Origin of the sequence: Candidatus Kapaibacterium thiocyanatum (assembly GCA_001899175.1) — a bacterium.
Lineage (GTDB): Bacteria > Bacteroidota > Ignavibacteria > Kapaibacteriales > Kapaibacteriaceae > Kapaibacterium > Kapaibacterium thiocyanatum.
Genome location: MKVH01000003.1, coordinates 62,918 through 85,849, shown reverse-complemented (window position 1 = coordinate 85,849; position 22,932 = coordinate 62,918). Strand labels below are relative to the sequence as shown.

17 protein-coding genes are annotated in these 22,932 nt (G+C 59.0%); 4 read left to right on the top strand and 13 right to left on the bottom strand.

All coding sequences use genetic code 11. From position 1 onward, the window contains the following. Position 1: 1 nt before the first annotated feature. Entirely contained in the window at positions 2-556 is a 555-nt protein-coding gene (locus BGO89_03955) for a hypothetical protein (protein OJX60734.1), read from the top strand. Next, the gene (locus BGO89_03950; GenBank protein ID OJX60733.1) at positions 553-1,470 is read left to right on the top strand and encodes a hypothetical protein; all 918 of its coding nucleotides are present in this window, start codon (positions 553-555) and stop codon (positions 1,468-1,470) included. The genes BGO89_03955 and BGO89_03950 overlap by 4 nt, the downstream gene beginning before the upstream one ends. Before the next feature lie 73 nt (positions 1,471-1,543). Here the strand turns inward: BGO89_03950 and BGO89_03945 are convergent, their stop codons facing one another. From BGO89_03945 to BGO89_03905, 9 genes are all read right to left on the bottom strand, one after another. After that, positions 1,544-3,541: a hypothetical protein gene (locus tag BGO89_03945; GenBank protein ID OJX60732.1), complete on the bottom strand. Its 1,998-nt coding sequence runs from the start codon at positions 3,539-3,541 to the stop codon at positions 1,544-1,546. Between the two features lie 23 nt (positions 3,542-3,564). Further along, positions 3,565-5,361 (bottom strand): hypothetical protein, encoded by a 1,797-nt coding sequence (locus tag BGO89_03940; protein OJX60731.1) that lies wholly within the window; start codon positions 5,359-5,361, stop codon positions 3,565-3,567. Positions 5,362-5,423: 62 nt separating this feature from the next. Further along, entirely contained in the window at positions 5,424-7,496 is a 2,073-nt protein-coding gene (locus tag BGO89_03935) for a hypothetical protein (protein OJX60730.1), read from the bottom strand. Between the two features lie 2 nt (positions 7,497-7,498). Further along, complete coding sequence (locus BGO89_03930; GenBank protein ID OJX60729.1) at positions 7,499-7,888, bottom strand: hypothetical protein; 390 nt, start codon at positions 7,886-7,888, stop codon at positions 7,499-7,501. Beyond that, on the bottom strand, positions 7,857-9,986 hold the full coding sequence (locus BGO89_03925) for a hypothetical protein (protein OJX60728.1): 2,130 nt from the start codon (positions 9,984-9,986) through the stop codon (positions 7,857-7,859). The genes BGO89_03930 and BGO89_03925 overlap by 32 nt, the downstream gene beginning before the upstream one ends. 43 nt (positions 9,987-10,029) lie before the next feature. Next, positions 10,030-10,581 carry a hypothetical protein gene (locus BGO89_03920; GenBank protein OJX60727.1) on the bottom strand — a complete coding sequence of 184 codons (552 nt, stop codon included), beginning with the start codon at positions 10,579-10,581 and terminating at the stop codon, positions 10,030-10,032. A gap of 254 nt (positions 10,582-10,835) precedes the next feature. Further along, positions 10,836-12,614 (bottom strand): hypothetical protein, encoded by a 1,779-nt coding sequence (locus BGO89_03915; protein OJX60726.1) that lies wholly within the window; start codon positions 12,612-12,614, stop codon positions 10,836-10,838. Positions 12,615-12,639: 25 nt separating this feature from the next. Next, a complete protein-coding gene (locus BGO89_03910) occupies positions 12,640-14,181 on the bottom strand; it encodes a glutamine-hydrolyzing GMP synthase (protein OJX60725.1) in 1,542 nt (513 codons plus the stop codon). A gap of 34 nt (positions 14,182-14,215) precedes the next feature. Further along, entirely contained in the window at positions 14,216-15,463 is a 1,248-nt protein-coding gene (locus BGO89_03905; GenBank protein OJX60962.1) for an MFS transporter, read from the bottom strand. A gap of 61 nt (positions 15,464-15,524) precedes the next feature. Here BGO89_03905 and BGO89_03900 point away from each other — a divergent pair, with 61 nt between their 5' ends. Further along, positions 15,525-16,412, top strand: coding sequence for a hypothetical protein (locus BGO89_03900; protein OJX60724.1), 888 nt, complete (start codon positions 15,525-15,527; stop codon positions 16,410-16,412). Positions 16,413-17,169: 757 nt separating this feature from the next. On the opposite strand, the gene BGO89_03895 is transcribed toward BGO89_03900, so the two are convergent. Both BGO89_03895 and BGO89_03890 read right to left on the bottom strand, forming a co-directional pair. After that, positions 17,170-18,486: a hypothetical protein gene (locus tag BGO89_03895; GenBank protein ID OJX60723.1), complete on the bottom strand. Its 1,317-nt coding sequence runs from the start codon at positions 18,484-18,486 to the stop codon at positions 17,170-17,172. A 169-nt stretch (positions 18,487-18,655) separates the two neighbouring features. Continuing rightward, on the bottom strand, positions 18,656-19,966 hold the full coding sequence (locus tag BGO89_03890) for a hypothetical protein (protein ID OJX60722.1): 1,311 nt from the start codon (positions 19,964-19,966) through the stop codon (positions 18,656-18,658). A gap of 79 nt (positions 19,967-20,045) precedes the next feature. Here BGO89_03890 and BGO89_03885 point away from each other — a divergent pair, with 79 nt between their 5' ends. Next, complete coding sequence (locus tag BGO89_03885; protein ID OJX60721.1) at positions 20,046-21,023, top strand: hypothetical protein; 978 nt, start codon at positions 20,046-20,048, stop codon at positions 21,021-21,023. A gap of 28 nt (positions 21,024-21,051) precedes the next feature. Here BGO89_03885 and BGO89_03880 read toward each other — a convergent pair whose 3' ends face one another. Together BGO89_03880 and BGO89_03875 are read right to left on the bottom strand one after the other, a co-directional pair. After that, positions 21,052-22,113 carry a hypothetical protein gene (locus BGO89_03880; GenBank protein ID OJX60720.1) on the bottom strand — a complete coding sequence of 354 codons (1,062 nt, stop codon included), beginning with the start codon at positions 22,111-22,113 and terminating at the stop codon, positions 21,052-21,054. A gap of 14 nt (positions 22,114-22,127) precedes the next feature. Then, positions 22,128-22,889, bottom strand: coding sequence for a hypothetical protein (locus tag BGO89_03875; protein ID OJX60719.1), 762 nt, complete (start codon positions 22,887-22,889; stop codon positions 22,128-22,130). Positions 22,890-22,932 lie beyond the last annotated feature (43 nt).

The following is a 22,932-nucleotide window of genomic DNA, read 5'->3' as shown; positions in this document are numbered from 1 at the left end:
AATGAACATGACCTACACCTTGTTATCAGATGAGGAATTGTTCGGACTGGTACGGGACGAAGCGGATGAACAAGCATTCCGTACCCTGTTCCGACGCTATGACAAGCGCCTGTACGCGTATTGCCTGCGTGCGTTGGGGACTCATGATGAGGCGCAGGACATGTTCCAGACGATCGCGCTGACGGTATTCGACAAGCGCGCGTCTTTCTCCGACGGTTCCTTTGCTGCTTGGTTGTTCACGATCGCCCGTAACTACTGCCTGAAATCGCTGCGTGGACGGAAACACACGCTGGAGCTTACGGACGACGTACTCCCGATCGAGGAAGACACATCCCATAGACAGGATTTCATGCTTCGCCAGGCCCTGCATAACGCGCTGGCCGAGTTACCGACGGAGTTCCGCGAAGCACTTGAAATGAAGTATTTCGATGATCTTCCCTATGAAGACATCGCCCGCGCCCTGAACATCTCCGTGTCCCTCGCCAAGGTACGCGTGTTCCGGGCCAAGAAGATGATCCAAACCACGATGTCCCCGATTTTGAACGAGCTACGATGACAAACGACGAACTGTTGGCCGGCTTCCTCGATCGCTCCCTGAGCGAAGATGGGCTGCTGGAATTCGAGGCACGCCAGACGGCGTCCCCCGAGTTCGCACAGACCGTCCGGGAAATGCTCGCCGTCGAATCCGTCCTCCGTACGGCTACCCCGGTCATCGCCATCCCCACGGCCTTCCTGCAGGATGTCGAGAATACCGTCGCCGAACGGGTAATCTCGGCGACCTCCTCCAAGGGTATCCTGTCCGGCCTGTCGTCCATCTGGACATGGATAGGCGGAGCGGCGCTGGTAGCGGTCGGTATCGGTACGTACTCGCTGTACCGTGGCCCGGCGACGTCCAATCAGCCGATGGCGGATCCTGCCGCCCGGCAGCAACAGGTCATCGTAGCGACGAAGATCGAGGATGAGCCCGCGGTCCTGCCTGCACCATCGACGACGAGCCAACCTGCCACGGCCACCGTGAAGCAGAACGACGAGCGCCCGGACATGAAGTCCGTCACGCCCACACCGGAACCCATCGCCGTCAACAAACAACCCGCACCCGTCTCCCTCGATGCCATCAGCCCGGCATCGACACTGGAAAACCTCAAGAAAGACTACAACGCCGCCATCTCCGCGGACAACGACGTACAGGGCGCACAGATCGCCCTCGAGATCGGACGCCATCTCAGCAGCAGGATGAAGAACTACGACGAGAGCGAGCGCTACCTGCGCCTGGCCCTGACCCACGCCCGTGGCGTCCGGGTGCCCCAGTACGAGGTGGATGCCCTGGGTGAGCTCGGACTGCTGGCGAAGGAACGCGGCAACATGACCGAAGCCGCCGGACTGCTCAAGCAGGCAGTCAGTACAGGGAACGCTTCCGGCATCGGCACGAAGAAGTACGCCACCGCTCTGGAAAGTCTGGACGGCAGATAGAACAGCGAATCGGAAAGAGTGCCCTACCTACGTGTGTGTGTGTATGTAGAGTGAAAGAGCGGCGGCCCGTGTATCACGGCCGCCGTTCTTCTTTTACGTACACTTCCGCATGACGATAGAAGTCGCGCTCGGCTGCGGCAAGACCGCTCCTGAACCACACGTCGGCCTGCTCGGAACTGCCGGGCGGATACTCTTCCACACGTGTCCATGCCGTCGTGGACGGCGTCGACGTCTCAGGTACCATGAGATAGGGTGGCACGACGAGCTTGAGGACTTCGAGCTGTTCCTCGACGATATCGAGCGAGATGTCCGTCACCGACGCATTCCTGAGACCGATACGGCCCGGTGCACTGCGTACGGACGATCCTTCCTTGTCGGTCACGAACAGTTCCACCAGCGTCATGTCCCTCATCGCCACGCGGGCGTCGAGGTCCTGATTCATATCCCAGTCGATACTGTCGGGCAGGTCTCCCTTGCCGTCGAAGACCCGTACCTGGCGTCCCTGCTGCTGCATCATGCGTATGGACCATGATGCCACACCGGCTTCACTGACGACGTCGGGCGAGACCCTGACCTTCGGCAACTGCGTTTCCGACGTCGTATCGACGACCGTGAGCGGTCTGAACAATGTCTCGCTCGTATCCGACATCAATACCCAGGGTTGCTGGGAGGACTGGCCGCGGCGCACGGAGATGGGGATACGGCGGGCAGGGATGCCGAACGTCGTCGTGAGATAGTCCCGCACCGTTTCGCAACGCCGCATGGCGTTCCGTCGTCCTTCCGCCGTACCGTCGTCATACGCATCCAGCTGCATGCTTCCGCCCGAGGCCAGGAGCCTGCTTCCCACGACGTTGAGGACCTGGTACTGCCAGTGAGATCCGCTGCCGATACGGATGGCGGTTTCTTCCTTCCATCTCGCTGCGGACCGTTTGTTAAGGCGCACGTACCTGTCCGGAAGTACCGTGACCGAATCCTCGTCGAAAGCCACGGCCGGAATCACCGGTATGATGCGGGTACGTCGCACGCGATGCGTCCGCACCTGGGCGTCATCGCTCACGACCCCCTTGGCACTCACGAAGGCAACCTGGACGGAAGCCCTCAAAACCGTCGGTGGCTTGGGTACGAGTCGTCGGTATTGCTCCTTCACGAGGGTGCGGATCGTATCACCGATGACGAACTGTTCCACCGTCCTGTCGGCGAACTGCGTGGTGATGGTCTTGACGTCACGGCTCAGCACGACGGTGGTATCGCGTACGATGTCGGTGATCCGTACGGTGTCACGCCGTGGCACCGGCCCAGGTGCCCTGTAACGGATACCCACGCCGAGACGCAATCCCGAAAAACGCAGGGAGGTATTGTCGACGACGTCGGACAGGGCGAAGGCATAGGACATGGACGGTACGATGAGCAGCGTGCTGTCGGCGACCAGCGGGAACATCCCCTCCGCACCCAATGAAATCATGGGAATGGTCGTGCGGGCATTGGGAACGCCGCCCTCGCCTGTACGCTGTTCCACGCTGCCGTCCGTGAACTGCAAGCCGTCCGGATCGCTGAAGCGCTGCGTCTGCGTATAGGTGCTGCCCGTCAAGAACGTCACCGGCACGGCGAACTCGAGTCCCAGCCATCGTAGTGGTTCGTATCTGACGTAGGGTTCGGCGGAGAACCATGTGAAGGACGTCACGAGCTTATGCTGCAGGGTCGCCAGATAGACGCCTTGCTCCGTCGCGATGGGAATACGTTCGGGTGCGGCCGTCGTGGCCGTACTTCCCGCATATCCCAATCGCAGTCCTCCGTGCAGGTCGCCGAACAACCGCATATCTCCTGCGATGGCGAAGGACGGTCGTGCGGACCACGTACCTTGTCCGGAATATCTGAGGGGCTCACGGGACGGAGGGACGGGAATACCGGGAATGGTCGTGAAGGACGAACTGCTCCCCATGAGTGTGATACCGCCGGATGCTGTCACGGACCACGGGGACTGTGCCTGGGCATGCCTGGAACAGAGAATGAGGACTATCGCACAGAGCGACAGATATGAAACGACGATTCCCAATACGGTTCTGTGGGGCATGCACTACAAAAATAGGGGGAAGCTTACTGCACCACGAACATGCGTACCACACTCGACACCGTAGCTCCGCGGTCGTCCCGCACCAGAAGACGCGCGTAGTATGTTCCCGGAGAGAGGGCCAGCCGTGAACCGGTTCCCGACATGACCGTAAACGTCCTGATTCCTGCCCGTACGTCGTCCGTCAGATCGGCGACGACCTGCCCGACGGGCGTGACGATCTGCAGGGATCCGGCAGCGGCGGGCAGAACCGGAATCGTGATCGTGGACGATGCCGCGACCGGATTCGGTTCTACCGAAATCTGCAGTCCTCCCCGTAACGTATTCACCAGACGGCGTCCCGAGAGATAGTCCCAGACGTCGGTAAGCTTGACATGTACCGGATTGGTCCTGAAACGCCTGTCGTCGTTCGTACCGGCCAGATGCATGACGATATCATCAGGAGTGATGGCCGTATTATCGTCGTCACCAAGAACGGCGACGAACCGGATCTTCATCACGTCGGTTTCCGGACCGTCGATGATGATGCCTGCGTTATTCTTCCTGAACGTATAACCTGCCGTATCGCCGATGGCCACACGGCCACCCTCACCTGTCTCGTCCAGTGGAACGAGCACCGTCGCATTGTACTTGAGCGTCGCGGCGATCGACGAATAGCGCACGGGTTCGTCGATAGGATCGTTCGTCCGCGCCTTCAGGACCAGCGTCACCGTATCCCCCGTCCGTACGCTCGTCGTTTCCGGACCGAGACGCAGTGAAAGGCTGACCGGACGCGGAACGACCTGGGTGGTGGCGTTGATGATCGTGGAATCGACGACGATTCCTTCCTCGTTGCTCCTGCGCAGGATGAAGGACTGGTTGAAGTTCGCCATCGTCGTCGGCATGCAGACGAACTTGACGATGACGGTCGTATCCAGGCTCAGGCCGATGGGTGCGACGAGAGTCGCGACGACGGGACCCGTCGGCGGCGATACCGTACTGTTGACGGCATAGCCGTAACGTCTCGTCGGTGCCGGCTTCAGTTTGATGAAGGCGCTGTCGAGGATGACCTTGCCGATCATCACCGAATCCGAATCGAACCGCATGGTCGCGTCCTGGATCTTCTGCCGGAAGGCGCTGCCCTTCACGTTGACGATGAAGGTATCGAGGACGGCCGTGTTCCATGATCGTATCATGAGCGCACGTCCGCTGTAGTCGCCTTCGACGAGAGGGGAATATCCTACACGCAGTCCGAGGGCATCGTTCTCCCTGACAGGGCTGCTGCCCGACATCACCCTGAATCCACGCCCCAGATCCTGTTCCTCGATTCTCCATTTGATGTCCGGCCCCCAACCTTCCCTGGGCTCCATCCAGCGCCAGCTGGATGTCGTATCTCCCGTGATCCACGTACCGAAATCGATGTCCACGCTGCGCGTAAGGCTGCGACCTTCACCCCGCAACGTGATCCATATCGTATCGTTCACAGGCAGGATTGCCGGAACGCGTGCAAGCGTCAGCACACGTGTCGATCGTCCGACCGACAGTGGCCAATAGTCGACGACCACGTTAACGGAACCATTGACGATACGAAAGCGATACGGCTGCTGGACGAAGAACGGCATTCCCGGCTGACCGCCCGGGATCACACGGAACTCCCCGCCGCCACTGTACCCATTGAGACGAATGCTGTCCCGTTTGGCCAGCCCGATCGTGACCACACCGTAGTCGAGCGACGTATCCCGCTGTATCCTGTCACGGTCCTTCCCTTCCGTCGCCGAAGCGGCGACGGAGAAGAACACGATCATGACGATCGGCAGGACAAAGCGCAGAAGGACAGACAACATAGAGCTCTCCGATGGTCAAGAATCCATCGAATCGAGGATTGTTACAACGGTTGATGAACGGTTCAGCGGGCGATAAGGACACATGTATTGCCGTTCCACTGCTGTTCGACGACCTTCCCGCTGCCCCGGATACGGACGTCGAATCCCGCACTGTGGAGAGCCGTGACCGCACGACGCAGAGGGAAGCCCCTGACGTCGGGACGTACCATCGCCGCAGGTGCGGAAGCCTGCTGTTCGACAGTGACGGCACTCCCGCGTTCGACGCGTTTGCCTCGCTCGGGAATCTGGCGAAGGACGATGCCGGTGCTCGTATCGGCGGTACCGATCTTCAGTCCGAGCCGCTGCAATACGGTATCGGCAGTGCGCATGTCCAGACCTCTGACGTCAGGTACGACGACGGTATCGGCGGATGCCGATGCGGCGATACGATCACGCGTCTGCGGATCGAGGGCCAGCATCGTCATGGTCTTCTGCACGATACGACGGTAGATCGGCGCTGCCGTCGAACCACCGTAGATGCTCACCGTAGGCCTGTCGAGCATCACGATCATCGCCACCCGCGGATTGTCGGCAGGGAAGAACCCCACGAAGGACGCCGTATAGGCCTTCTTCGAATAGGTGCCGTTCTCGAGCTGCTGGGCCGTCCCCGTCTTCCCTGCGATACGTACGCCGGGAATGTGGGCCTCCTTGCCCGTACCGCGTTCGACGACGCCGACGAGCATCTCGGTCAGCAACCGGGCCGTCTGTTCACCGACGACCCGACGAACCATCTGCGGGCGTATTTCACGCTCGGGAGTACCATCGGGTGCACAGAAGGCCTTCACGATATGGGGCTGCATCATCACACCCTTGTTGGCGATGGTGGCGTAGGCATTGACCATCTGCAGGGCCGTGGCGTTGAGCTCGTAACCGTAGGCCATGAACATCTTCGTCGAGGCGTCGAATTCGTTCGGACGCTTGAGGCGACCACGCACCTCGCCCGGAAGGTCGATTCCCGTCGGGATACCGAAGCCGAAGTCACGCACGTACTTGTAGTAGACGCGATCGTTCAGCAGCCGGGTCGACGTCGCGAAGACGATGTTGCTCGACTGCTCCATGGCTTCGGCGAAGGTGACCTGCCCCACGGGATGGTCGTCGCGAATGACGTAGTCCGCCATCTGATACGTTCCGCCGTGACCGTCGACCTTGTCCGATGGCGCGAGCTTGCGCTCCTCGAGCAGGGCCGCCGCCGTGATGGCCTTCATCGTCGAACCCGGTTCGTAGACGTCGGTGATGGCGCGTATGCGGATCGCATCGTCCGACGCCCTGTCCAGATGATTGGGGTCGAAGGTCGGATAGGACGCCATGGCCAGGATGTCGCCTGTCGACGGTTCGATGGCTATGACGGTTCCGCTGGCGGCTCCGGCTTCGCGCACACCGCGCTCGAGTTCCTGTTCGGCTACGCGCTGCATGTCGATGTCGATCGTGAGCTGCAGGGCCGACCCGTCACGTGGCGCTTCGCGCTGGGGATTGATGCCGGGCCTGAGGCGGCCACGGCCGTCCCGAAGCATGACGACGAAGCCGCTCTGTCCACGCAACAACGAATCGTACTGGAGTTCGAGACCCGTCAGACCATTGTTGTCGACGTCCGTCGTTCCGATCACCTGAGCCGCCACCGGCCCATAGACGAAGTGGCGCTTCGGCTCGCGGACACGGATGAGCCCCTTGTCGCGAAGCGTGTCGAGTACGGGAAAGAGAACCGTATTGACGGCCCGTGCCAGCCAGACGAAACGTCCTTCCGTCGACCGTATGCGGTCCATGTACCAGTCGGCCTGCTTGCCGTCTGCGGCGGCAAGGAGCTGGGCCGTCAACTGGGGATGTTCGAGCAGGGTGGGATCGGCGGCAAACGACGTCGTCTTGATCATCGTCGCGACGTCCCGCCGCTGCCGGTCGAGGATACGCCCACGTTCGGCACGCAGCGAGACCTTCGACTCGTACTGCTTCTTCGCCAGCTCGCGATAGCGGGCGCCGTCGATGACCTGCACCCAGAACAGGCGGCCGGCCACGACCGTGAAGGCGATGGCGAAGCCCAGGATGAGCAGCCCCACCTTCCAGCGTATCGGATCGTATGGCGGTTGTTGCGCGTTGTCGTCCATGATCACCTGGGAGACAGCACGGTGGGGGCCTTGGGCGGCGGAATCATACCCAGCCGTTCCGTGGCGATGCGGGTAATGCGTTCGGAGGATTGCAGACGGTAGACTTCCGTCCGCAGACTATGGTTGACGATACGTATCGAGTCCACCGACTTGCGCAACGTGTCCGTCTCCTTCAGGAGCCTGTTGATGGCGATCACATTGCTCACGTAGAGCACGGTGGCCACGGCACTCACGAAGATGAGCGCGAAGATGCTCCAGCGGTTCAGCAGCCGACGTCGTTTGACGAGGGTCGGTGATTCCTTAGCCGGCGGCGGTGCAGGCTGTACCGGTTGTTCTTCCGATTCCATCGTCTCTCCCGTATTACCGGACTTCGGCCCCGGCTTCGATGGCATCGCTCGACGGTGTGACCAGGGCCAGCGTACCGTCGGCATTGGAGGCCGCGAGGACCATGCCCTGCGACTCCATTCCCATCAGTTTGGCTGGCTTGAGATTCGCCACCACGACGATGATGCGTCCGACGAGCGCTTCCGGTTCGTAATGCTTGGCGATACCTGCAAGGATCTGACGCCGCTCCGTTCCGAGGTCCACCTGCAGCTTGAGCAGTTTGTCGGATTTGGGAATGCGTTCGGCGGTAAGGACACGCCCGGTACGCAGGTGCACCTTCTTGAAGTCGTCGATGGTGATCATCGATGGATCGGCCACGGCAGGCGTCGCCGATGCAGTCAGTGCCGAAGTCGCAGCGGATTCGGCGGGCTGTGCGGCGGACGTACCTCCGAGCAGTTCGATCTGGACCTTCACCACATCATCCTCGACACGTGTGAAGAGAATGGACGGTTCGGCCAGACGATGTCCGGCCGCGAGCGCAGGCGTCGCCGATGCCATCCAGATGTCCGTGCCCACCGTTCCCTGCCCGGGAGCGCCACTGTTGGCACCCACGCGAAGCAGATGCTGTATCGTCGTAGCCGTCACCGGCAGGATGGGGGCGAAGACGACGCCGAGGGTATGGACGACCTGCAGGCAGACGTTCATGGCCAGAGCGCAATCGGCAGCATCGCTCTTGACGCTCTTCCACGGCGCCTTGTCGTTGAAGTACTTGTTGGCGGCACGTGCGATGTTCATGGATTCCGTCGCCGCATCGCGGAAACGGAACTGGTCGTAGTTGGCGGCCACGGCCTTCAGCCCTTCGTCGATGGCCTTCATCAACGCATGTTCGTGTTCGCCGTAGACGACGCCTTCGGGGATCGGTGGTACCGCTCCGTCGAAATTCTTGTGTGCGAACTGCACGACGCGGTTCACGTAGTTGCCGAGGATGGAGGCCAGCTCGTTGTTGGCACGCGCCTGATAGTCCTTCCAGGTGAAGTCGCTGTCCTTCGTCTCCGGCATGTTCATCGTGAGCACGTAGCGCAGGATGTCGACATGCTGCGGCTCGGGGAAGTCCCGTTGGTACTGGACGAGGTCGATGGCCCAGTTACGGCTCTTGGAGAACTTCTGTCCTTCGAGGTTCAGGAACTCGTTGGCCGGCACCTGTTCGGGCAGGATGTACCGTTCGTCCGCACGGGTCGACAGCAGGATCGGGAAGATGATCGTATGGAAGACGATGTTGTCCTTGCCGAGGAAGGCCGTATACGTCGTGTCGGCATCGCACCACCAGCGTTTCCAGTCGTCGGGACGACCCTGATCCAGCGCCCATTGCTTCGTCGCGGAGATGTAGCCGAGGACGGCTTCGAACCATACGTAGATGACCTTGCCTACCGCCCCGCTCACGGGAACGGGAATGCCCCACTGCATGTCGCGCGTGGCGGCACGCTCGGCCAGCCCCTGCTTGAGCCATGAGCGACTCTGCTGCAGGACGTTGTCCTTCCACACTCCGGCATGCGCCTCGATGTACTGTTCGCACCACTGCTGGAATTCGTTGAGCTTGAAGTACCAGTGACGCGTCTTGCGGACGACGGGCGGATTGCCGCTCACGAGGGAACGGGGATTCTTGAGATCGAGCTGATTGTAGTAGGCACCGCAATTGTCGCATTGATCGCCACGGGCATGGTCGTAACCGCAGTTCGGGCAGATCCCCTCCACATAGCGGTCCGGAAGGAAGATGGAGGCCTGTTCGTCGTAGAACTGGTCCTCGTCCTTCTCCACCAGAAGACCCTTGTCGAGCCACAGCGCGAAGAACTCCCGCGCCGTCTCCCGATGGATCGGGTTCGACGTACGGTCGTAGATGTCGAAGGCGATGCCCGCATTCGCGAGCGCGGCCTTGTTCGCTTCGTGATACTTGTCGATGAGCTGCTGGGGCGTCAACCCTTCCTTCTCGGCTGCAATGGTGATGGCTACGCCATGTTCGTCGGAACCGCAGATGCAGAGCGTATCGCGTCCGCGCAGGCGGCAGTACCGGGCATAGATATCGGCAGGCAGCGTGGAACCGACGACGTTACCCAGATGGGTGATGCCGCTGGCATAGGGCAGGGCCGAGGTGATGAGGTATCGTTTCATAGGAAGGGCAAATTACCAATGTTTCCTGTCCGGCTTCCGTATGTCATTCGTACAGGACGATATCCGACGATACGCGGGCTGCGACGGCACCGTCCATCAGGCGACGTATCAGGGCCAGGGAGAATTCGAACGCCGTGCCCGCTCCCCTGCTCGTGATGATCGTACCGTCTTCCACGACGCGATCGAGAGAATAGGAATAGTGAGCCAGCGTGCTGGCGACGGACGGGTGGCTGGTAAGGGTCTGCGACTTCGGGAGCAGACCGTACTCGTGCAGCACCTGGGGTGCGGCACAGATGGCGCCGATGAGCCCCTTCTTCTTGTTGTGCTTCCGCGTGATGGCTTCGAGTGTGGGATTATCGATGAAGTTCTGCACGCCCTGGCTGCCACCGGGGAAGACGATGGCATCGAAGGTCTCGTCGTCGTTGATCTCCTCGATCGTGATGTCGGGCACGAGACGTACGCCTCGCGCGCAGATGACGACGTTGCCGTCGCCCGCCACGACCACCACACATCCTGCACGACGCAGCATGTCGATGATGATGACGGCTTCCATGTCTTCGGTACCGTTGGAAATGGGAACGAGAACCTTCATGATATGCCCTTGCTATGCTGTAATGATAGTCGAACGGAGCGGAGCGGCCTCATGTTCCGGATGCCGGAACAGGGCCAACATATCCATGCGCTGCCTGACGGATGGAATATGAAGGGGTAATGGATGGGAGTTGCTGCTGAGGCGTGATCTGCACAATACACATCCGCCATCACTAACAACAGAGGTAGTCAGATGACTACAGAACTCTACATGAGCCGAAAGTTACTGAAAACACCGTAGTCGTACAGGCTTGTTCTCTACTGTCGCCTTGCTAAGGCTTCAACTGCAGTAGTTATTGCCGTAAAAGAATCAATGACACGGTCCATGACAAAGTCAAGAGCCTTCCCGTACCCAGAATTAATACCCGCTGTATCAAAACCAAGAGATTCTAGAGTCTTCAGACAGGCATCTATGGCATCATGTGCATCGGCAATCCTCAGATTGTAATTCAGAAACAGCGGAGCCAAGGCAGGGTTGTTCTCGTGCCAATCAATGGGTTCGTCATCTGAGATCAAGGCATCAGGTGCCTCCTTATGAAAGTTCAAATCATTAATATTCAGCAGGACCTGCAGAAGTTTGAGGCTTTTAAGTCCTTTGATTTTGTCCTTTGGACATCCAGCACGTTCAAGAAGTAATTTGAGAGAACCATTCGGTATTCGTTGCCATATTTCGTGCAAGCTCTTGCAACGTGCCAAGAACGACTGTTGCGTCATATCTAGTGGAGCAACCTGAGCTAATCGACTAAGTTCTGGATATGCTCGCCAATGCTCTGCTTCTACCTGCCTACGATCGAATCCTGTCCATTCGAACGCAGATCTTTTAATACCAGCTACCTTACCGAGTACCGCTAGACCGTCACCTAATCGCAAAAGAATATCCAATAGCCGTTGGACCTTTGCAACCACGTGCTCTTCATCCATATTAATATGGGCTATATCTCCTGGACCCATTGCATACTTGTGCGCGTGAAGGATTTCGCGTTCTGGCTTCGGCTTATATAATTCACGCATTGGCACTCGAATCAGATTCCGTCCAACTCTCTTGCAGCCAGTGAAGCTCCATTGCCCTCCATAAGAAGGTCCACATTCCCAGTAATCATATACCTGATAAGGCATCGAATCATAATATGCGCTTTGCTCATACTTCTCCAGAAAACGGTCATCAAGATAGACTGGAGGATGTTGCTCGAATATTGAATCTGCGATCTGACTTGTCATGGGCGTTTGACAACCTGGCCAAAGAATACCATCTGCGCTCGGCTCAGGGCACTGTTCCGATGTCACGGCTTCAACCGAGGCATGTAGTTGAAGCAAGAGCCCACCGTTGTACTCACGGATATCCAATTCATACCAAGGTACGCCTTCCTCGGGTTTGAGGACTATATGGGACCTTCCTTCCATCAATGAGCGTATCAACGATGTATCTTCCAGCATAGCCTCGTAGTAGAATACCCTAATACCTCGAGCACCTCGCAACCACAGATATCGCCTAAGGTACTCGTTCGACATTCGCCAAGTAACGTCTCGTTTCAAATGGAAGTGATAGTCGCTCGAAATCTCACCGTCCACCACATCAAATTCAGGACGACGCAGGTCATCATAGACGATGCGCTGTTGATCATTACCAATACAACGGGGTGTCAATCCTAGAATCATCCAGACTTTTTCGGCGAGATTGTAGGTGTAGAATGAATTATCACCCCAAGCTGCTACGATGTAGTCATAGTTCGACATAGAGGGGACAAACTTGGCAACACAACCACGATTGTCGCTACCTGGAACCGAAAATTCGACAACACCATCATTGGCCTCATCAAGAACTTTGATCGGCCCACCTTTTGCTCCTGGAACCACTGCCATAAGGAGATGAAGATATTCGGTAGCCGATCCCTTGGAATTGGACTCATACCTACATGCAACCTCGACTCTTTGGCTCGGTGATAAGCCAACCGGTGTCAGCAAATCCCGCAGTCTTAATGGCAGTACATCAAGAGGAAGGGGGAATGCAGCAACGTAATTGAATGGCTTATGTTCCATACCAAGGAGACATCATTAGGTACTATCACTCCCACTCGATGGTGGCCGGCGGCTTCGACGAGATATCGTAGACCACGCGGTTGATGCCGCGCACTTCGTTGATGATACGACTGCTCATCCGGGCCAGTACGTCGTACGGCATGTGATACCAGTCGGCCGTCATGCCGTCGGTGCTGGTCACGGCACGCAGCCCGCAGACGAATTCGTAGGTGCGGATATCGCCCATGACGCCGACGGTCTGGACGGGCAGGAGAACGGCGAAGGCCTGCCAGATTTCGTTGTAGAGTCCTGCCCTGCGGATTTCCTCGAGATAGATTTCGTCAGCCTCGCGCAGGATGTCCAGCTTCTCCTTCGTGATGGCACCGGGAATGCGGATGGCAAGACCCGGACCGGGGAAGGGGTGACGCTCGATGAACCATTCGGGAATACCGAGTTCGCGGCCGACGGCACGGACCTCGTCCTTGAACAGTTCGCGGAACGGTTCGATGAGCTTGAGTTTCATGTAGTCGGGCAGGCCGCCTACGTTGTGGTGCGTCTTGATCGTCATCGACGGTCCCTTGACGCTGAGCGATTCGATGACGTCGGGATACAGCGTTCCCTGTGCCAGGAACTGCGCGTCGCTGAACTTCTTCGCTTCGACGTCGAACAGATCGATGAAGGCCGCACCGATGATCTTGCGCTTCTGCTCGGGATCCGTGATACCGCCAAGACTGGAGAGGAACATCTCGGAGCCGTCGACGACGTCGATGCTCATGTCGAAATGCTTCTTGAACAGCTCGTGGATCTGGGCGCTCTCGCCCTTGCGCATCAGGCCTGAATCGATATGGATGCAATGGACCCTGTCGCCGAGAGCCTTGTGCAGCAGGACGGCGACGACCGTACTGTCCACGCCACCGCTCAACGCACAGATCACACTGCCGTCACCCACCGTGGCGCGGATATCGGCGATGGTCGCCTCGATGAACGACGATGCGTTCCACGTGGCGGCACAACCGCAGATACCGAGGACGAAGTTGGCGAGAAGCGTCTTGCCTTCGGTGGTATGATGGACTTCGGGATGGAACTGCACGCCCCAGATGCGCCGCGACAGATCGCGTACGGCACAGATACCCGAATTCTCCGTATGACCGATCCGCTCGAAACCCTCCGGAATGCGCGTGAGGTGATCGCCGTGGCTCATCCATACTTGCGTCGTGGACGGCATGCCCTTGAACAGGTCCGATGTGTCGTCCACCTGCAACGTGGCACGTCCGTACTCACGCCGTGCCGCCTTGTCCACCGCACCACCGAGCTGATAGGCCAGGAGTTGCAGACCGTAGCAGATCCCCAGAACGGGAATGCCGAGGCCGAAGACGTCGAAGGACGGAATGGGTGCACCGTCGTCATAGACGCTCGACGGTCCCCCCGAAAGGATGATGCCCTTCGGAGACAGTTCTTCGAGCGCTTCACGCGTGATGGAGAAGGGGTGGATTTCGGCATAGACGCCGACCTCGCGCACCTTGCGGGCGATGATCTGCGTGTACTGCGAGCCGAAATCGAGGATGACGATGCGTTCGGAGTGGTTCATGACTGCAAAAATACGAAGGCGGCCGACCTCAGCATCAGGTCTCGACGAAGTCGAGGTCCTTGCCGTAGGACTCCTTGAGGAAGAACCAGCCCGTATATGCGAGAACGAGGACGACGGCTCCGACGACGAGGGCCGCCGTCTGCATGACGTCGTGCTCGGCCGCATAGAACCGGCGCAGGGCGCCGAAGGCGAGCAGCGTGGGCGCCAGGGCGCCACGAACCACGTTGGGCACGGTCGTGGCCACCGTCGCCCGCAGATTGGTGCCGAACTGCTCGGCGGCCGTGGTCACGAAGACGGCCCAGTACCCGACGCTGAAGCCGAGGAGGGCGCATTGCAGGTAGGTCAGCGCCGCCGACTTGGCCGGTGTGAACAGGTACCAGACGATGCAGGCGGTGGTGAGGAGCAGGAAGGCGAGGATGGTGCGACGGCGGCTCCGGATCCACTGGCTCACGAGGCCCGCTCCGAGATCGCCGATGGCGAGGCCGAGATAGGTCCACATGATGCACTGACCGGGAACGATCGTCGCCGTCGATCCCGATTCCTTCGTGAACTCCGGCGCGAACGTCACCAGGATACCTACGACGTACCAGATGGGAATGCCGATGGCGATGCAACTCAGATACGTTCCCAGACGCCCGTTCCTGAAGAGCATCAGGACGTTCCCCCGCTGGACCTCCTGCTTCTGGACGTCCCGGAACATGCCGGACTCGCTCACGCGTACGCGCAGGACGAGCAGGGCCAACCCCATCGCACCGCCGATGATGAAGGCCGTCTGCCAGTTGAAGATCTGATGGACGAAGTAGGCTGCCACGGCACCCATGATGCCCATCGACGCGACAACGGCCGTGCCGTAGCCCCGCAGATGCCGCGGCATGATCTCGCTGACGAGGGTGATGGCCACACCGAGCTCACCGGCAAGACCGATGCCGGCCAGGAAGCGCAGCAAGGCATAGACAGGCACGCTGCCTACGAAGGCATTGGCGATGTTCATCAGCGAATAGAGCAGGATGGAGCCGAGCAGCACGGACAGCCGCCCGCGTTTGTCGGCGAGTACACCGAACAGCAGCCCTCCGAGAAGCATGCCCACCATCTGCATGTTCAGGATGAGCTCGCTGGCGTCCTGCATGGCTTCGGGCCTGACGCCGATGGCCCGGAGCGAGTCCAGCCGCACGATACCGAACAGCAGCAGGTCGTAGATGTCGACGAAGTAACCGAGTCCCCCTACCACCACGGTAAGCCAGATGTTCGGCGAAATGGATTCTGAAGCTGAACGTCGTACCATGCCGCGAAGGTACGAACGGTTTACCCACACATTCATTCTTCCCGTAGCTTCGCATCCATCCATGCCCGCTTCCATCCGCACATCCATCATTCACTGGTACCGTCGTACGGCACGCGCCTTCCCCTGGCGTGGCGATCACGTCGATCCGTACATGGTCCTCGTGTCGGAATTCATGCTGCAACAGACCCAGGCCTCGCGCGTGGCGGAGAAGATGCCGATCTTCCTCGATCGCTTCCCTTCCATCCGGGGGCTGGCGGTTGCGGACAATGCCGCCATCATCCGCGCATGGCAGGGCATGGGCTATAACAGCAGGGCCCTGCGCCTGCGCGATGCCGCACGTGCCATCGTGGAACGACACGACGGCGTGGTGCCGCACGACGTGGACACCCTCCGCACGCTACCGGGTATCGGCCCCTACGCTTCCTCGGCCATCGCATGCTTCGCCTACGGCGTCCGTACGGTCGTCCTCGACGTGAACATCCGCCGCGTCTACTCGCGCACGGCCGAACGTCAGACCACGACGATCGACGTCCTGCCGGATGCCCGACTCCGCGACATCGCTGAAGCCTTCATTCCACATGACGATCCTGCCGAATGGCATCATGCCGTCATGGACCTCGGGGCCACGATCTGCACGGCGCGTTCGCCGCAATGCACCGCGTGCCCGCTGACGTCCATCTGTCCTTCGTCGAATACGATGGCGGAAGGTGTCCGTGCGAAGAAGAAGGAACCCTCGTTCCGGGGCTTGCCGAACCGCATATGGCGCGGCCGCGTCGTGGAGACCCTACGGTCCCCGGTTCACGCCGACGGCATGGGAATGCGCACGCTGTTCACGCGCATCACGACTACGCCGCCATCGGACGACGACATGCAATGGTTCGGTACGATCATCGATGCACTCAGGAAGGACGGGATGATCGTGGTGGAGGGAGATAATCTGCGGCTGTAAATAGTGATTTTTACTATAATATTGCGGTCATTAAAGAATACTCTTGTTTGTTTCTATACATTCCAATAGTCAAGGGGCATTAGTATGAGAGATCGCGAAGCAAAGAGAATCATGATAGAGTTTTGGCCTAAACGTACAAATAGATGGGGCCCACGTCCAAAGAATGGCTACTGGATCCGATGCACCCCAAAAGAGGACACTTACTGGTCCGACGGTACCTTGCTTATCGACATCCAGCAATAATAGCTTAATAACTCAACCGGACGGATTGTGGGCATACTTCTATGGCTTGACTGGTGCAGATGTAATTGCAGTCGAGGTTTGTGGATCCGAACAAAATCTCAATGACAAACGAGCAAGATATACAGCTGATCCATCGCTCATACTTACCGTCGATCAACGATGGCTCTGCACGACAACAACCTTACAGAATGGTAGCCAGAAACGGTGGTATGAAGCTACTGGAACCATTGATGACAAAGACGTTCATTCCTCTCAAAAGAAAAAACACCACATACCGGTTCGCTTCCTTCGTGTACTATTCGTCCTTCCTGAATCCACATATACAAAGTGGCTGAACAGGTATACACCCAAGGATCATGAGTTCTTCATTAAACAGAGTTCTTTAAAATCATACAAATCACAAAAGGCCCAAAACTTCCTGAAGGAAATGAGTACTCAGCCCGACCACTTCTATACAGGCAAAAAGCCACAATGAGTGTCGCCAGATCAGTGACGCAATGATATCACCTTATCCCTACAGCGTCACCTGCACGCCACCCGAGAAGATGTTGAAGCGGCTCACGGAATAGTCCAGTGAAAAGCGGACGGAACCGAAGGATCCCTGCTTGCCGATCTGACCTGCAAGACCGATCGTCCATTTGATGTTCGTGTCGCCGGCCTTGACCACGCTCGTCTGCGGATACGGGTCGGCGGCCTTGATCGCTTCCGGATCCACGGGCTGGCCATCGGGTGGACGTGGCACGAGGCCAAGGGCGATGAGGACTTCCTGCGGCAGACGATACGAGTACGTCGACGTCACGTCGATACGCTCGTAGTTCAGACCCGAATAGATGTCCATGAAATCGAAGAGCTGCTTGCTGACGTGAATGTTGGCATTCCATATCTGCGCATCGGCTTCGAGGCTCGATTCCGTGAAGCCGACGGTATTCGTGAGCGACGTGCCCTGATAGACGATCTGTGCCGCCGCTTCGATCGGAGGTTCCTCGAAGTACTGCGAGATCGAGTGCTTCAGACCGATGCCGTAGAACGAGAACTTGCCGACGTTGGGATCGAACTCGACGGGCGGTATGAAGCGTATGAGCAGTTCGGTGCCGAAGAGCGATCCGATTTCGAGCTGGGGTACGGCGGCGATGAGCGTACTCATGTTCACGCCCGGAGGAAGCGTCAGATACGGCGGAAGGGCAAGACCATTGAGCAGACCTGCAAGCGTCGAATCGACTCCCGGGCCGGCGGCGGCAACGAGGGCCTGGTAGTCCGGACGACCACGCAAGGCGGCGATGAGCGTGTCTGTAGGCGGAAGATAGACGCGAACGTCCGGTTGGTAACCGAACATCGTCGGCGCCGACGGTGGTAGCGGGAACTTGCCCTGCTTCTGCGTTTCGATCAGCATCTCGCGCATGAGCAACGTGGCCAGGCCAAGTGTATCCTCGAACGTCGGATTGATGATGAACTTTCTGTTGACGAGGTCGATCGTACCGTACTTGCCGACGTCGGACAACAGGCTCGATGACGGCGTACCGAGGTCCAGCGACGGCGTGTACGACTTCTGATCGTCACGGATGAAGCCGACCATGCCGTTGACGCTGACCTTGAAGTACGGTTTGTCCACCTTCTTCGGTACATGCGCCGAGTTGTAGAACCTGGCATTCGACGTCGCATTGATCGTCGTTACCATCGGCTGTATGTACGGTACGGCGTTGCTCTGGAACAGGTCCTTGACGAGCGAACGCGTCATACCGACGGCCAGACGTTGATTGGCCGTGGGCTGCGCCAATGACGGAAGGGCGGAAAGAACGAGAACGGCCATGGCCGCGGCAGTGCGTAGCTTCATGACAACAGCTTCCGTCGTACGATGATGTAAATGGGCAGGGCGATGATGACGACGATGGCGAACTTGGCCAGCGACCACATGAGCGTGAACACATGGGTGAACATCCACCAGAACAGGCTGATGGCGAAATAGGCGATAACGATGGCGATGATTGCTGCAAGGATCTTCTTCACGATGTCACCTCGTCGAGAATGGTTGCCAATGCCCGTGCGGATTCACGTCGTTCGTACTTCGATATCGCTTCCACGTCGGGATTGCCGATGGCCGTACCGGCCTTCCACCGCCCGTACATTCCGGCGATGATGGCGGCGATCCCTTCGACGTCGTCCTGCGGTGCCGACATTCCGGCACGGGTTTCCAGCACAAGACGTTCGATGGCGCTGTCGCGTGGCGACAATGCGATGATGGGCCGTCCCACACCGAGATATTCGTAGACCTTGCCGGGCACGATTTCACCACTTTCCTTCGCCTCGTCCACGATCAGCAGGAGAGCCTCCGACTTCATCAGATAGGCGATACTCTCCCGATGCGGAACGTAGGCGATGTTCTCCACCGACGTAGCAAACGCCGAGCCAGAGAGCATGGCCTGGACATCGTCACCGAAGCGACCCACGAATCGCAGATGAACGTCCTGCGGTCCGAGAATGCCCCGCGCCGTGAGCATGTCCAGAGCCTTCAGGAAGGCGCCTGGATTACGACGTCCGTACATGGAACCCGTATACGTGATCGTGAACCTGTCGTTGCGTTCATATGCGACGTCCGGCATGTCGTTGGAGTCGAAGCCGTTCGGCACATGATGGAACTTGCGGCGATCCAGCGACGGATACTTGCCGATGGCATCGTCGATGATGCCCTGCCATGCGCATTCCACCGCATCGGCACGCGTGAACACCGATCGCTCCAGCCTGCGGTCGATGGCAGCAGGCAGGAACCACCTGTCCGGTGTCGTCAGGAACCCCGTCCATGGATCCCGGAACCCCGCCACCCAGGGAAGACCCGTGCGACGTTTCAGCGCCCGCCCTATCAGGGCGCAGGTATACGGTGGCGACGACGTATACAGTGCATCGACACCGTACTGACGGCATAATCCCACACCGGCCTTGACGGCCGTGAGCAGCCATCCTGCACGTGCGTCGGGAATGAAGAACGTCGCCCTGATGAATTCCGCGACCTCGTTCTTCCAGCCGCTCCGCTGTCCTTCCGTCTTGTTCACGTTGACGTCGATGGCAGCACCCTTCGTTCCGATCAGCTTGCGATAGAGATCGTAGGGCTCGAGGATCGGTATACGATGTACGGGAACGTCCGCAGGAATTCTGGCCAGCAACGATTCGTCACGCGCCGGAAAATCACCGTTCTCCACCGTCATCACGACGGGCTTCCATCCCATGTCGGAAAGGTAGGTCACGTGCTTCAGGACGCGCTGTACGCCCGGCCCGCCTCCCGGCGGGAAGTGATAGGCTACGACCAGTACGGTCTTCATGCGGGCTTGCCGACACTATCGGCGATTGGGAAGGATCGTATCATGAAGGGGCAAAGTTACACACGTATCTTTGCACCCCATGAAGTATTCCATCATCGTGCCTGTCCACGACAGGCCTGACGAACTCGACGACCTGCTGTCCTGTCTTGCCGAACAAACGTTCCGCGATTTCGAAGTCATCGTCGTCGAAGACGGATCGACGACACGTTCGCACGATGTGTGCAAGGCCTACGGACAACGCCTGACGATCTCCCACTACGACAAGGACCGGTCCGGGCCCGGACCGAGCAGGAACTACGGGTGCCGCAGGGCGTCGGGAGATTACTTTATCTTCCTCGACTCGGACTGCACCGTGCCGAGGCATTACCTGGCCGCCATCGACGATGTCGTCACGAGGCGTCATCCCGATGCGTGGGGTGGACCTGATCGCATCCACGACTCCTTCACGGCCATGCAGAAGGCGATCGGGTATTCGACGACGGCGTTGCTCACGACGGGTGGCTACGGTACCAACGTCCGCATCGGTGGAACCTTCTACCCGCATGCCTTCAACATGGGCATGTCACGCACGGTCTTCAACGTCACCGAAGGCTTCTCGCGGATGCCGTCCGGCGCCGACGTCGATCTTCACATCCGTATGCGCAGGCATGGCTTCAAGGTCGAACTGATCACCGATGCCTGGGTCCATCACAAGAGGCACGGCGATCTCGTCACGTTCTTCGGACAGATGCACGAAGCGGGCATGGCCCGTATCGACACGACCGTACGACATCCCGGTTCGCTGAAGCTCGTGCATTTCTTTCCCGCGACCTTCACCGCCTATGTCGTCATCGTGGCGTTCTATACCCTGTTCGTTCCGTATGGCTGGATCGGTCTCTATCCTATCGGCGCCTATGCCCTCATCATCCTTCTCGAAGGGATGCTGCGCTTCCGATCGCCGTGGCTGGGTATCCTGTGCGTGGTGGCTTCGTTCGTACGGATGCTGGGCTATGGAACCGGCTTCATCCGCGGCCTGTTATGGCGCATCATGCTCGGCAAGCCCGAGCGCACCGTCTGACGTTCACCGGACGGAACCGGAGAAGTCCCTAGAGATAGGACATCACCGCGTCGAACACCGTGACGGGCGACAACAGGTCCATGCACTGGTATTCGTCGTGCGTGCAGCTCTGCTTGAAATAGCAGTGACAGGGCCGCTCCGGCTGGAGAAGGACGCCGCGGCCGTATAGTTCGAATTCGTTCGGATTGAAGATGTTGTTCAGCAGCACCACATGCTTGCGCAGACCGATGGCCGCATGCAGGGCCATGGTCACCGTCGTGACGACGACGTCGCAGGAATTCACGACGCCGAAGAACTGCTTCACCGGATAGGTCCCTCGGTACAGGGCCTTCGTGCGTTCAGCGATCTCGACGTTGCGTTCGTGTTCCGCAGGGCCGCCGAGCAGCACGATGCGCTGGCCTGCCTCATGCAGCATGTCGATCAGACCGATCCACGATTCGATCGGCCACTCGCGTGCTCTCCAGCGATCTCCGCAGCCCGTATTGAGTCCGACGACGCCACCAGGTCCGTCGGGAATGACGAAAGGCGAGGACGTCGGCACGTCCATGACGTATTCCTGGTGCTTCCACTCCATACCACAGATCTCGAGGATTTCCTGCGGATAGGACTTCGTATTGCTCTTGTTCACGTCGTCGAACAATCCCGTAAGGAACTTGTGTACGGCACGCTCATCGGCCGGAGCCGGGCGTCCGTCACGCCATACGAATCCCATACGCTCGGCAGTGGATATGCGCGAAGCGAGGGCGCAGGCATGGGGATCCTTGTCGAGGTTGATGACGACGTCGAAGGTCGTCGACTCGGCGACGAGGAGGTGTTCCGGTTTCAGCGTGAGCTTGCGATGGACGCGTGAAGGCAGGACGTCCGGCGACTCCGTCACCCACCACACTTCATGACCGGGATACCGTTCTTCCAGTGCATGTAGCAGCGGCGTCGTACGGATGACGTCACCCGTGGCGCCGAGCTTGATGATCAGGATGCGGCCCCTGACTTCCTCGTAGTATGCGCAGCCCGTACAATGCACGCCATGCAGCTTGTGCGGTATGCAGGGCACGTCACCCCTGAAGTGCAGACAATCCGGACGATACGCCATAGCGGCCGTATGACTCACAGACGTACCTGGACCATGAAGGTAAAGTTCAGATGGTAGAGAAGCCCTTCACCCGCCTCGTTCTGTCTGTTGGGCGTAAGGAGCTCACCGCGGCCGCCATCGGCCGTGGAACGCATATCGCGTCCGACCAGATTCATGACGCCGTACGCTACGCTCGTATTGAGGAATACGGGATAGTAGATTTCACCTTCGATGCCCAGACGTGCCATGCCGCCGAGACGGAAGGCGCCGTCCTTGCCGCTGAACACGTCGGTGTTCGAAATGGACTGCCCGGAATCCGGGGTGATCCTGGTCCACCGTGTGATGGTGTTCGGTGCTACATAGAGACCGCGCACTTCACCTGCGATGTAGGCGCGGGCGAAGGCGAGCGGGAATTCCACGAACGACCATTCGAATCCGAGATGGCCGGTGAACAGGTCCACATCGTGGCGCACCTGTACCGCGAAGGCCGGCGCATTCATGGACTGGGTACCGCTGTAGGAGAAATAGTCGAGACCGAACGGAATCCGGAAGGTCTTCTGCTTGTCGAGATCCGCATAGGCGCGGATACCCCAACCCATCTGCATACCGTCCAGCGCGCCACCGAGCGGAGCGTCCAGGGAGTCGCTGGTGCCTGTCAGACGATACACTGCGGGATTGTCGTTGGTGATCCAGTCCGTCGACATCCCTGCCGAGACGCGCCAGCGGACCTGGGCGCCGGCGGATGCGACGAGGCCGGTAAGGACGATGATGCCGAGAAGAAGATGTCGTAGCTGCACGGTTCAGGGTCTCGATTCGTTTGACGTACTTGGCCTATACTCC